This window comes from Streptomyces sp. NPDC014801 (assembly GCF_043082085.1).
Classification (GTDB): Bacteria; Actinomycetota; Actinomycetes; order Streptomycetales; family Streptomycetaceae; genus Streptomyces.
Window position 1 is genome coordinate 529,865 of sequence record NZ_JBIBXG010000002.1, and the last position, 13,442, is coordinate 543,306.

The 13,442-nt window shown below is 69.4% G+C and carries 4 protein-coding genes; all 4 read right to left on the bottom strand.

The features are described from left to right. Positions 1-11: 11 nt before the first annotated feature. The 4 genes from ACF1AL_RS05960 to tuf all read right to left on the bottom strand — a co-directional run bounded on the left by ACF1AL_RS05960 (position 12) and on the right by tuf (position 13,245). Positions 12-10,226, bottom strand: coding sequence for a LamG-like jellyroll fold domain-containing protein (locus ACF1AL_RS05960; protein WP_391779067.1), 10,215 nt, complete (start codon positions 10,224-10,226; stop codon positions 12-14). 217 nt (positions 10,227-10,443) lie between these two features. After that, complete coding sequence (locus tag ACF1AL_RS05965) at positions 10,444-11,007, bottom strand: BMP family ABC transporter substrate-binding protein (RefSeq protein ID WP_384209622.1); 564 nt, start codon at positions 11,005-11,007, stop codon at positions 10,444-10,446. 186 nt (positions 11,008-11,193) lie between these two features. Further along, positions 11,194-12,039 (bottom strand): spermidine synthase, encoded by an 846-nt coding sequence (locus ACF1AL_RS05970; RefSeq protein ID WP_391779068.1) that lies wholly within the window; start codon positions 12,037-12,039, stop codon positions 11,194-11,196. Positions 12,040-12,075: 36 nt separating this feature from the next. Further along, the gene (tuf, locus tag ACF1AL_RS05975; RefSeq protein WP_366838959.1) at positions 12,076-13,245 is read right to left on the bottom strand and encodes an elongation factor Tu; all 1,170 of its coding nucleotides are present in this window, start codon (positions 13,243-13,245) and stop codon (positions 12,076-12,078) included. Between the last annotated feature and the right edge of the window lie 197 nt (positions 13,246-13,442).

Genomic DNA, 13,442 nt, shown 5'->3' on the forward strand with positions numbered 1-13,442 from the left:
ATGCTCCATGCTCACTTGTCGCCCCAACTGCCGCCCGGCTCACCCTTGGCGTCCCGAGCGAAAATGCCTCGGTCAGGGTAATCGTCCTGGCATCGGGTGCACACCCTCTTCACGCGCACGGCGAACTCGCCGTTGTCTCCGCGGAACACTTCATATGCCTTGGTGAAGCGTACCGTGTCGGCACTGCCGCCCAGGGCCCCTACGCCGTTGCCTTCGGCGCACCACCCGCAGTTCGGACCTTCCGCGCCTGGCGGCTCCAGCGGCCGTGCTCCCGACGAAGTGAGTGCGATCGTACCGTCCTTCGTGCTGACGGTACCAACGTATGTGCGCTTCAGCCCGGCCCCGCTGCGTGCATTCTTCAATGCGAAATCTTGAGCCATTTGGTCGGCCTCTGCCATACGATCTTCGATCGTCCAATCGCCCGAAGCCGGGTGGGTCTCCACGCGAGCCGGATTCTTCACGGAGCCGGCGCCCCTCGGCGTGGGCCCCACGAACCGCCGTGAGTTGTTCACGGGGGAATTGCCAGTCGCCTTCGGCGAGGCGGAGCTGACCGACTTGGCCGCGGACGAACCTGCCGCCCCTTCCTCACCCGCAGCCGCCTCGACCGCGAGTGCGCCTCCGCCCGCTGTGGCTGCGACGCCGGCGCCGATGAGGGCTGAACCGCCTTCCGCGATAGCTGCTGTGATGCCGCCGGCGAGTGCGCCTCCGGCGCCTCCCATCGCGACGCCCTCGAGCATGGCGCCGCCGATGGCTCCGATGCAGGCGCCGGCGGTGGCGACGACACAGACGGCCGCACCGACGACTGCCAGGGCGACGAGAGTTCCTACGATGGCGGTCTTGTGCTTCTTGATGAACGCGGACGCGGCCTTCTTGGCCTTCTTCAGCGCACCGCCGATCCGCTTGCCGGCTTGTTTGAGCTGTGCGACGGCGTGATGGTAGTGCCGTTTCGCGCTCTTGATCGCATGGTGCACGATCTGCCGGGCACGGTGGTAGTAGTGCTTGGCGTAGTGGTAGAGGGTGGGATGGTGGTCACGGACGTACTTGACCACCTTCCTGGCGTAGTGCTTGGCGACCTTCTTGATCGCGGCCTTCAGCCCGTGCTTCTTCACCTGCTTCACGAAGTTCTTGACGTGCTTGACGGCCGACTTCAGGTGACGGCGCAGGCTGGAGTGGTGCCAGGCGTGGGAGGCCTTCTTCTTGATGGACTTCACCGCGCCCCACAGCGACCAGTGGCCGGTCGGGTCGGTGTTGGTCAGCGGGTTGTCGTCGCCGTAGGCGAAGCGGTCCGCGGCGACCGAGTCCGGGACGGGGTTGTTGGCGACGGTGTCCCGGGAGGAGAACTGGCCGATGTTGGGGTTGTACCAACGGGCGGCCATGTCGACCTGGGAGGTGTCCGGGTCGGTCCACTCCGACTGGTAGCCCAGGGCCCCGACCATGCTCTGCGTGGCGAGGACCTTGCCGAACGGGTCGTAGGTGGTCGATCCGGTCAGCGCCGATCCGGCGTCGGTGAACTGGCCGACCACGTCGTCGTGCACGTCGGTCATGGCCAGCACCTTGGTGCCGCCGGCGTTGATGCCGATCAGTGCGCCACCGGGGTCGCGACTGTAGGTGGTGGTGCCGTCGGAGGCCAGATCGTTGGCGATACCGGTGTAGGCGAAGGTCTGGTTGGTGCCCCCGTTGCCGGCGGTGACCATCCGGTCCAGTCCGTCGTACGCGTACGTCTTCCCACCGGAGGTGATCACCCGGTTGAAGGCGTCCGCCGTGGTGCTCGTGGTCTGGCTCTGTGCGTCGGTGACGGAGCGCAGGGTGCCACGGGCGGTGTAGCTGTAGGTGCTGTGGCCGTCCGACGTCAGTTCGTTGCGGGCGTTGTACGTGTAGGTGTCCGCGCCGACTCTGGTGCGGTTGCCCGCGTTGTCGTAGCCGTAGGTGGTCGTGGTGGTGCCGTTGTTCCAGGAGGAGAGCCGGTCGGCCCAGTCGTAGGTGTAGGTGTTGGTCGCGGCCCCCGAGAATCCGGTGGTGGTCTTGGAGGTCTCGTTGTCGTTCAGGTCGTAGCCGTAGGTGACCGATGCCTCGGTCCCGCCCGCCGGCTTGGTGAGGGTGTCGCTGGTGAGGCGGTGCGCCCAGTCGTACTGCAGGGTGCGGTTCGCCTTGCCGGTCCCGTAGGAGATGGACGACGGCAGCGACATCGTGTTGTAGCTGACGGTGGCGGTGGACCCGGTGGCGGCGTCGGCGATGGTCTTCAGCCGGCCCGCGGTGTCGTAACCGTAGGTGGAGGTGCCCGCCGCGTCGGTGCGCCTGGTCATCTCGCCGTCGCCGCCGTAGGCGAAGGACGAGGTTCCCGACGGTCCGGCGGTGGTGAGCAGGTTGCCACGGTCGTCGTAGGTGAAGGTGTCGTCCGTGTTCGGAGCGGCGGCGGAGGTGATGCGGCCGTCGGCGTCGTAGCCGAAGGTGTGGTCCGCGGTCGCCGCCTCGGCGCCGGTGCCGGTCTGCCTGGTCAGGTCCCCTGTGGTCGAGTCGTAGGAGTCGACGACGGACACGCCGCCGGGGGACGTCTGCTGCGTCACCCGCGCGTCGGCGTCGTAGACGGTGGTGTAGGTCCGGTCCGCGACCGCCGGGTAGGCAGGCGTGGACGGCTCGATCTGCGACTCCGGCAGGCCCCACTTGTTGTACGTGGTCAGCCAGTCGTGTCCGGCGACGGGGTTGCCCGAGGAGTCGTAGCCGTTGCCGTCGGTGAACCGGGTGAGGTTGCCGGCCGGGTCGTAGCCGAAGGAGGTGGTGATGAACTGTCCGGCCGCTACCGGCTGGACCTCCTTGGTCACCATTCCCGTCGCGTCGTAGGCGAAGGTGGTGGTGTGGCCGTTGCCGTCCGTGGAGGACGTCAGGTTGCCCTCCGGGTCGTACTGCGCGGAGGTGGTGCGGCGCAGCATCGAGGTGGCGTCGTACTCCCCGGTGCCGACCGCGTTGCCGAAGGCGTCGTACGTCGTCGTCGAGAAGGTGCCGTCGGGGTTGGTGACCTTGGTCTGCCTGCCGTCCAGGTCGTAGCTGAACTGGGTGGTGTTGTTCGCCCCGTCCACGACCGTGGTCTGCTCACCGGCCGCGTTGTAGGTGAACGACGTGGTCACACCGTCCGGCGAGACCGACGACGACAGCAGGCCGCCGGGGGCGTCGTAGTGGTTGGTGGTCGTGTACGCGGCCTGCGACGGCCGGCGCTCGACCTGCGTGGCGGTGAGCTGGTGGCCCAGGTAGTCGTAGGTGGCCTGGGTCACCGCGCCGGTGGGGTCGGTCACCGACAGCAGGTCACCGTTGGTGTCGTAGGCGGAGTGGGTCGTGCGTCCGCCCGGCAGCGTCTCGTCGACCTGGTCGCCGAGCTGGTCGTAGGTGTAGGACGTGACCTTGCCCAGCGGGTCGGTCTCGGAGGTGATCTGACCGGCGGCGTTGTACTGCGTCGAGGTCACCGGCGTGATCGGCGTCGAGGAACCCGGCGGCGTGTACGTGGGCATGGTCTGCGAGACCTGCTGACCCAGCGGGTCGTACCCCGTCGTGACGACGTTGCCGTTCGGGTCCTTGGTCTCCGCCACCTCGCCGAAGGTGTTGTAACCGGTGTACGCGATCGGGTGCGAGGCCCCGACGGTCGAGGTGCCCGTCGCCGCGTCGACCGTCTCCGAGTTCGCCGTCGGCGCCGTCGTGACCGCGAGGTTCCCGGCCTCGTCGTAGGCGTAGGACGTGACGTTGCCGTTCGCGTCGGCCGCCCAGAGGGGAAGTCCCCGCTGGTCCAGGTCCGCCCGCGTGGTGTGCACGGTCGAGTTCGCCGCAGGGAGCGTCCCGCCGTACAGGCTCGAGACCTGCGTGGCGGACAGTGCGCTGGAGTAGGCCTGGACATCGGATATCGAGCCGTTGGCGTACTCGCCCCAGGTGCCCGCGGACTTCTTCCGGGCGATGTCGAAGGTGCTGGTGGCGTTCCACGGGGTCGTGAAGGCCTTCGTGCCGGCCAGAGCACCGTTGACGTAGAGCTCGAACTGGCTCGCCGCGGCGTTGTAGACACCGGTCAGGTGAGTCCACTGACCCACGACAGGAGTGCCGCCGTACGCAGCGGTCCAGGCGGCGCCGGTGGTGTCACTGGCGTGAGCACCGAACGCCCAGGTGTTGGACCCGGAGGAGTAGTACAGCTGGAAGCCGCTGGTGATGGTGCCGTTCTGGGAGACGAACGTGGAGTTGCTCGCCGAGGAGCCGAGCTTGACCCACGCCGAGACGGTGTAGCCCGTCGCGGTGTCCACGACCGGACTCGCGGTCTCCGCGTACGACGTGGACGTGCCGTTGAACACGGCGCTGCCGCCGTGGTCGGTCGACCTCGTCACGCCGCTCGCGGCGGTCGCGGGGTTGTTCGCCCCGGAGGAGTCGGCCGCGTTGGTTCCGGACGTCTCGTTCAGCTTCCAGCGGCCGACCGGCGCGGTGTTGGCGTCGTGCACCGTCGCCGAGAGGGTGTTGCCGAGCGCGTCGTAGGAGTACGACGTCGTCTCGGGCGTACCGGAGGCGCCGGTGTGCGTGGACGTGACCACGTGGTCGTCCGGGTCGTACGACACCGTGTCGCTGCGGTTCAACCCCGTGGGGTCCAGCGTCGTGGTGGTCGTGCGGGACGCCGCGTCCACCGCGAAGGTGGTCGTGGCCGCGCCGTCGTCGGAGACCTGCTTGATCAGGTTGTCGGCGGCGTCGTAGGTGTTGACCTGGTCCACGAACGACTTCGGGTGGGCCGGGTCCGTCACCGCGTCCGTGCGCGTGATCGTCGCCGGGAGCCCGTTGTCCGTGTAGGTGTAGGACGTCGTGAAGCCCATCGAGTTCGTGACCGAGGCGAGACGTCCCGCCGGGTCGTACGCCCGCGAGTCCAGCGTCAGGGTGCGCGCGGGGGACGGGTTGTCCGGGTCACCTGTGTAGCCGGGTTGCGTGGTGGTGATCCCACGGTTGTCGGCGTCGAAGGTGTAGTCCGTCTCGTTCCCCGACGGGTCGACCTCGGTGACCACGTTGCCGTACACGTCGTGCGTGTAGGTCGTGGTCAGGAGCGTCTTGTCCGAGCCGTCCGCGTTGAAGGCCGAGACCTCCGACTTGGTGGCCATGCGGTTGCCCGAGTCGTAGGTCCACTCGGTGCGGCGCTGTCCGTCCCCGCCGGTCAGGTCCTTGATCGTCTCGGAGAGAGGGTTGCCGTCGGTGTCGTAGACCGTCGTCGTCTGCGCGGTGTGGGTCGCGCTGGTCACGCGGTCGAGGACGGGCGGGTCGGTCTCGGAGACGACCTGATCGTCCTTGTCGTACGTGTACGACGTCGTCAGACCCGCCGGGTAGCTGTCCGATGTCTCGGTGCTGCTCAGCTTCCGGCCGATGTTGTCGTAACCGAATTTCACCGACGCGCCGTTGGCGTCCGTCTGCCGCGCCAGGTCACCGTTGTGGTTGTAGGTGTACGTCGTGGTCGCGCCACCCGGCGTGACGACGGACGCCTCCAGGTACGCCGGGGCGTACCCGCTGTCCGCGGCGGCCGTGGTCGCCGTGGTGTAGGTCGTCGTCGTGGTCCGGCCGGCCGGGAAGCCCGGCACCGGCGGGGTGGTCACCGTCGTCTGGTTGCCGTACTGGTCGTAGCCGTAGCTCGTCAGGTACGTGTTGTCCGTCGGACCGGAGGAGCGCCCGTCCCGCTCGGTGAGCATCAGGTCGTTGCGCGGGTCCGGCGTCGGGTTCGCCGTCGTGTCGTCCGGATAGTAGGTGTAGTACTCCGTCGCGCACAGGTTCTGCGACTGGTCCTGGCACGTCGTCTTCGACACCACGTTGCCACGCACGTCGTGACCGGTGGTGGTCGTGTTCCCGTCCGGGTCCGTGGTGGTGTAGAGGAAGCCGGAGGTGTCGTAGCCGTAGGTGGTGCGGTTGCCCAGGGCGTCCGTCTGGAAGAGGACCCGGTCCCCGTTGTCGACGTCGTAGCCGTAGGTGATGTACTTCGTCGACCCGTCGGTGGCCGGCACCTGGATCTTCACCGTCCGCACCGGCGCGACACCGGAGGAGGCCTTGTACGCCGACCACTGCTGCGTCACCTGGGCGGCGCTCAGGGCCGAACGGAAGACCGCGACCTCGGCGAGCGATCCGTCCCAGTAGTCGCCCTCGTTCCCCGCGTACAGGGCGCGTCCGATCTGCAGGGCGCCGGTCGCGGACCACACGTTCGGCCGTGCGATCGTGCCCTGGAGCGTGCCGTTGACGTAGAGCGCGAGCTGGCCGCTCGTGGCGTCGTAGCTGGCCGCGAGGTGGGTCCACTGGCCGGTCGCCGCGATGGCGGTCGAGTACACGGCCTGCGTGGTCAGGTTGCCGCTCGAGGAGTCGGCCGTCGGAACCCGCAGCGCCCACTTGTTCTGGGTGTGCTCGTAACCGAGGTAGAACCCGGCGTGGTACGTGCCGTCCTGGCTGACGGCCGTGGCGTTACGGGCGGTGGAGTTGAGGTTCACCCAGGCCGAGACGCTGAAACTCTTGGAGGTGTCGACCTCCGACGTGCCGGGGCTCGCCCAGGAGCTGGAGGCGTTCGCGAACGACGCCGCCTTCACGTCACTGGCGCCGAACGGGCCGGCGGCGTTGAGGGTGACGTTGTTGTAGGTGGCGTGGCCGGTGTTGACCTCGTTGGCCCCGGCGGAACCCGAGGTGTCGCTCAGCCGCCAGTAGCCGGAGGGTCCGGCACCCATCACCGCGGAGCGGTAGACCTGCGAGGATCCGGTGACCGTGGGCGGGGTCAGCTTCCAGACGCCGCCGTTGTTGTCCGTTTCCTGGGAGATGGTGTCGTCGACCGCGTTGTACTGCACGTTGTTCTGGGTCTTGCCCGAGGGCAGCGTGATGGTCTGCAGCACCTTCGCGGACGTCGTGGCCGCCGCGTACTGGCTGGTGATCGTCGCCGCGTCCAGCGGCTTGTTGAAGATCGCCGCCTCGCCCATCAGACCGCTGTAGTGGCCGAGGGTGTCGGAGGGCATGTCGGGCCAGCCGTGGGTGTCCACACCCGCGCCGAAGGTGACGTACGGCTGGTTCCAGGACCACAGGCTGCCGGCCAGGGTTCCGGCCAGGGCGCCGTCGAGGTACATCGACTGGGTGTTGCCCGCGGAGGTGAGGACCACCTGATGCCAGGCGTTGTTGTTGACCGTGGTCGCGGACTGGATCGGGGCGCTGCAGCCGGCGGTCGTCGCGAAGCAGCCGTGCAGCTTGCCGTTGGTGCCGATGTAGATCGCCGGAGTGTTGTACTTGGTGTTCGCGACCGGGTCGGAGTCGGTCAGCGGCTTGTCACCGTAGTAGAACAGCACACCGCCGGCCTGGGACGTCTTGAACCAGAGCGACACCGACGCGTACGTGCGCGTCGCGCCCGGCGTGCCCGGGATCGACAGGTACGAGCTGGTGCCGTTGAACGACGCGGCGTGGCTGCTCGCCAGCGGCCCGGCCGAGCCCAGGGTGACGTTGTGGTAAGTGCCGTTGACGTTGCCCTCGTTGGTGTCCACACCGTCGGCGGCCGTCGTGCCGGACGTCTCACCCATGCGCCAGTACGCGAACGGGTCCGCGTCCAGCACGGTGGTCCGGTAATGGTTGCCGGCGGCGTAGCCGTAGGTGGTGCAGTGCGTGGGGTCGGCAGGCGGGCAGACCGAGGTCAGGTTGTCGCCGCTGTAGCCGTAGCTCCAGGTCTCGACGGTGCTGGAGTTCCCCGCCGTCGCGGGATCGGTCGCCACCGTCGCCACGTGGGAGACGGTCGCGCCCGCGGGCTTCGACCAGGTGAAGTTCAGCGTGCGGCCCGAGACCTGCGAAGTGATCTTGGTGAGCGGGCCGGCGCTGTAGTCGAAGGTCTCCGCGCGGCCGGCGTAGTCCGTGATCGAGGTGATCGCGTACGCGCCCGTCCTGCCCGTGATCCCCTTCTGGAAGAGGTAGGCGGTGTCGTCCTTGTCCACCAGCTTGTAGCCGGCCGGCGTGGTGGTCGCGGTCAGGGACGCCCAGCGCCCCGGCGGCGGGGTGAAGGAGCCGTCGGCGTTCTTGCCGAAGCCGACCTGCGAACCGTCGGGGTAGGTGATGTTGACACTCGCCACCGCGCCCGAGGAGTCCTTCACCTCCGCGGCCTCCATGTCCGCGACCGTCGACCAGCCCGCGCCGAACGCGCCGTCCACCCGCGGGTCCAGGGAGTTGTAGTCACGCTCGACCGACAGCGACGGGCCGACCGTCTGCACGTCGGCGTCGGTGTCGGAGGTGGTGTAGTTGCCGACGCTCGGATCGAAGTCGTGTCCGTCGGTGTTCTGCGACAGACCCGAGGTCACCACGGGCTGCGGCACCACGGCCGTGAGCTCGCTCTGCGTCCACGGCGAGTACAGCAGGCTGTCGTAGGTGCGCACCTGCCACAGGTAGGTGCCGCCCCAGGTCATCTTCCCCGAGGGGACGGTCCAGTCACCACCGGTGATCAGCCCCGAGTCGGAGATCACCGCACCGGTGGAGGCGTCCAGGAGCTGGAACTGGTACTTCAGCCCCGAACCCGGGTAGTTGTCCGAGTCGTAGCCGTACGCCACCAGTTCCGGCTTCAGCGTCTGGGTGTTGTAGTTGTCCGGCGGGTAGGAGGCGTCGATCTGCGGGGCGACGTTCCCGTTCAGCGTCAGGTCCAGGTAGGGCCGGTAGCTGGTGGGGGCGTTGACCGAGTCGAACTGCTTCCAGTGCAGGGCGTCGGTGTTCGTCGAGTACAGCGCGAGACCGTGGTTGCTGACCGTTCCGCCGGCGATGCCGTTGAACCAGGTGGTGTTCAGCGGCACGTTCATCCACGTACCCGTGGTCCGCGAACCGCCGGAGTTGGTGCACGCGGCACCCGGGTTGGCCGTCAGCTGTCCCAGCGCGGGGCTGTCGTACGCCGGGCCCGGGAAGGACGTCACCGACGAACCCGACCACGAGGCACTGATCGGGGCGACGGAGAACGGCTCGGCGGTACAGGTCGCGGCCCAGATGTCGAAGAGGTGCAGGCTCGCCGCCGACACGGTCTGACCGCTGATCATGCCGGTCAGACCCGTCAGGTGCAGGAACGAGTTGGCGCTGTGCGTGCCGGAGTCGTAGGAGCCGACCTTGAGCACGTCCTCCGTGGAGTGGTCGCCCGAGAGGTTGCTCTCGGCGTACGTGCTGTCGCTCACGGCCAGCGTCGGGTCCACCGTGACCGGCCACACCCGGTTCTTGGCGCCCAGCCACGAACGGTCCGCCGTCATGGTCAGGATCCAGTCGTCGCCGGACCGCGAGAGACCGTACTCCACCGCCTGCGAGGTCGTCGGCTCGCCGGACCTGCGGTCCACGCTCGAGTCCTGCATGAACGCGTGCGGAATCCGCTCCACCACGGCGCCCGAGGCGTCGGTGAACTCGACCGACCCCTGGTCGGCGAGGCGCGGCGTCAGACCCGAGGCGTCCAGCTTGAACGACCACGACGTCGGCGCGTTCGCCGAGGACAGGACGATCTTCTCCTTGACGCCGTCCGCCAGCGGTACCAGCTTCAGGTCCGTGTCCGGCAGCACGCCGGCGTAGGAGACGGTGCCGTCCGCGTCCGTGACGCCCGGCACGTCCTGCGCGCCCTTCAGCGCGTACGCCACGTGGTGCCCGGAGCCGGACTCCACCGACGCCAGCCGCTCGTCGCCCGCCACACCGGCGAGGTCGACCGCCACGTCGTTGGCCTTCTCCCGCCAACGTCCGCCGGACTTCACCGGCGTGGTGTCGATCGGCTTCCAGGAGCCGTCGGGGGCGCGGAAGTTGTGGCGGGAGAAGTACACGCGCCTGGTCGTCGTGCCGTTCGCGTTGTGGAACACGTCGATCTTCGCCGACGAGGCGGCCGCGTCGCGCTTGCTGGTCGCCGCGACGAAACCGTCACGCCCCTTGACCACCGCGGCGCCCGTGCTGTGTTCCTTCGTGGCGCGGTGGTGCCGGGTGTCGGCGGGCAGTTCGCCCTTGCCGGAGCCCGGCTTGTGACCGTGGCCGCCGTTAGCGCGCGTGCGCGCCGCCGACGCGGTGTGGGGCAGCCCGCTCGCCGAACCGCCGAGCTGCCGGGGCAGCTTGAGCGGCGAGGTGTTGAGCCAGTCCCAGAGGCCGCTCAGGGTCATCTTCGGCATGGTCAGAGCCGGGAGCGTCATTCCCTGCGCCATCGCCTCTTCGGCGGACGGTATGAACGCGAGCAGGAAACAGACCATCAGGGTGACGCCGCGCGCCAACCAGCGGCGGCGCAACCACCGAGGTTGCCGCGCTGAGCGGCGACGTGGAAGGGAGGACATGATCGATCCTTAGAGGAAGCATTGTGAAAGATCGATGCTTCCTTGGTGATCACGTTCTGACTACAGTCAATCGAACTTCTTACATGATCCTTACTGGGTACAAGGCAACCGTTGTCCGACCAGTCCCGTACTCCTGGTCCGTATGCGGAGGGAACTCTTCGAAGGGGATGTGTCAGGACGCTCGGGTCAGAGAGGTGAGAAGGTCACGCACGTGCTCCCTCACCTTCGTCCGGTCGCCCTCCCTCACCACCGAGACGTTCGCGGTCTCCGCCCCGTCGCCCACGACGACGAAACGCACGCCCTTCTGACGGGACGCCACCGAACGCACGGCGTCCACCGGCGTCGAGCCCACGGCCACCACCACCGAACAGTGCTGCTGCAGCAGGGAGTTGACGTACGGCACGACGTTCGCCTGGGTGTCCGGCCCCATCGCCGACAGGAAACTCGACCGCGCCTTGGTCGCGAGGGAGGCGTCCTGCATGCCGGCCCACACCGGCGCCGCCGGCAGACCCGGCGAGATTCCGCGGCTGTCGGTGAGCAGACAGGCGTCCACGTCGCGGTAGGCCCGCGCCGTCGGCATCACAGCGTCCTTCCCCGTGGACGGCCACAGGAAGACCGCCGCCACCGCGGCGGCGACCACGGCCCCGAGTCCCACGCCGAAGACGACCGGACGCCCACGCACCGCCCCCTGCGAAGCCGACCAGATCCGCCCCAACCACTGCCGCGACCACTGCATGTCCGTGTCCTTCCGGAATTCCGGAGTGACCATCACCCCGCCCGGAGGGGAGAATAGAACAGTGTTCCGACGTCGAGGGCTCCGCGTCAGCCGGGGCTTCGACCACCTGTCTGAAGACCGGGCAGGCGCAGCCGCGAGACCGTTCGCGTCCTCACCGATCAGACCAGCCGGGAATCAGAGGAGGACTCAGCCGATGCCGAACGCCCCGTCGGGCGGCACGGGTGAGGGCACCGCGTCCTCGTCCGTGACCGGCCGGGCGTCCCCGGTGAAGTCGCGCAGCGCCCGCCCGTGCTCCACCCGCGCGGGGAAGGCGTCGGCGGCGGTGAGCCGGGCCAGCGCGGCCGTGTCGACGGGGTGGTGCGTGGCGAGGAGGAGCGCGTTGCCGAACCGGCGTCCGCGCAGCACGCCCGGCTCGGCGATCAGGGCCAGTTCCCCGAAGACCGCGCCGAACGTGGCCAGTTGGGAGCGCAGGAAGGCGAACGGCGCCCCGTCGGCCAGGTTGGCGACGTAGACGCCGCCGGCCCGCAGGACGCGCTCGGCCTCGCGGGCGTAGGCGAGGGTGGTCAGGTGCGCGGGGACGCGGGAGCCGCCGAAGACGTCGGCGACGAGGACGTCGGCGCTGTCCGCGGGCGCCGCCTCCAGCCAGGTCCGCGCGTCCGCCGCGTGCAGCGCGATCCCGGCGGCGGGCGGCAGCGGCAGCTGCTCCACGACCAGCTCCAGCAGCCCCCGGTCGGCCTCGACGACGTCCTGCCGGGAGCCGGGCCGGGTCGCGGCCACGTACCGCGGCAGGGTGAGCGCGCCCCCGCCGAGGTGCAGCACGTCCAGCGGCCGCCCCGCCTGAGCGGCGGTGTCCAGCACGTGCCCGAGCCGCCGCGCGTACTCGAACTCCAGGTGCGCCGGGTCGTCGAGGTCGACGTACGACTGGGGTGCCCCGTCGACCGTGAGCAGCCAGGCGCGCTCACGGTCGACGTCGGGCATCAGCTTGGCGGTCCCGTGGTCGGTGGTGCGCGTCACGGGTATGGGCTCGGTCACCCGCTCATTGTCCCAGAGCGACCGCCCCGGCCGGGTTCACAGCACGGCCGTCACCGTCCCCGCGCCCACCGTCCGCCCGCCCTCGCGGACAGCGAACCCGAGCCCCGGCTCCAGCGGCACCGCACGCCCGAGGTCCACGGTCACCTCGACCGTGTCCCCGGGCCGCGCGAGCGCCGCCTCACCGAGGTCGAGGCAGCCGACCACGTCGGCGGTGCGCAGGTAGAACTGCGGCCGGTACCCGGTGGCGACCGGTGTCGTGCGGCCGCCCTCGCGGGCCGGCAGCAGGAACAGCCGCGCCGTGAACCGCCCCCTGGGCACCACGCTGCCGGGCGCGGCGACCACGTGCCCGCGCCGCACCGCGTCCCGGGGCACCCCGCGCAGCAGCAGCGCCACGTTGTCCCCCGCCTGCGCCTCCTGCATCGGCTTGCCGAAGGTCTCCAGGCCGGTGACGACGGTGTCGACGCCGGCGCCGGGCACCTCGACGCGGTCGCCGACCCGGACGGTGCCGCGTTCGATCGCGCCCGTGACGACGGTGCCGCGGCCGGTGATGGTGAGCACGTTCTCCACCGGCAGCAGGAACGGCGCGTCCAGGTACCGCTCGGGCAGGGGCACATAGGTGTCCACCGCGTCGAGCAGCGCCTCGACGGACGCCGTCCAGCGCGGGTCGCCCTGCAGCGCCTTCAGCCCGGAGACCCGGACGACGGGGGCGGCGTCGCCGCCGTAGCCGTGCGCGGTGAGCAGGTCGCGGACCTCCAGCTCGACCAGGTCGGTCAGCTCCTCGTCGCCGGCGTCGGCCTTGTTGAGCGCGACGACGATGTGGTCGACGCCCACCTGGCGGGCCAGCAGCACGTGTTCGGCGGTCTGCGGCATGATCCCGTCGAGCGCGGAGACGACGAGGATCGCCCCGTCGAGCTGCGCGGCGCCGGTGACCATGTTCTTGACGTAGTCGGCGTGGCCCGGCATGTCCACGTGCGCGTAGTGCCGGGTGTCGGTCTCGTACTCGACGTGCGCGATGTTGATGGTGATGCCGCGGGCGGCCTCCTCCGGGGCGCGGTCGATGCGGTCGAACGGCACGAACGTGCCGGTGCCGCGCTCGGCCAGCACCTTGGTGATGGCGGCGGTCAGCGTGGTCTTGCCATGGTCGACGTGGCCCATGGTGCCGATGTTCAGATGCGGTTTGGTGCGTGCGTACGCCGTCTTGGGCATGGCTGTACCTCGAAGCCTCGTAGCGGGAGAAAGGGGACCCCGAGGAACCGCCGACCCTCCCCCTGCGGGGTCCGCGGAACGATCCGGGGAGGGTCAGCTTCGGGCGCCGTCGACGGCGGCGAGGAAGACGGGAACGGCAGCCTTCGGGGCATCCGCGACCGCGGATGCTGCGAGAAGGAAGGCGTACCGGAACATGG

Excerpts from the sequence above, each read along its gene's own strand:
- ACF1AL_RS05965 (WP_384209622.1), bottom strand. The coding sequence starts at position 11,007 with ATGCAGTGGTCGCGGCAGTGGTTGGGGCGGATCTGGTCGGCTTCGCAG.
- tuf (WP_366838959.1), bottom strand. The coding sequence starts at position 13,245 with ATGCCCAAGACGGCGTACGCACGCACCAAACCGCATCTGAACATCGGC.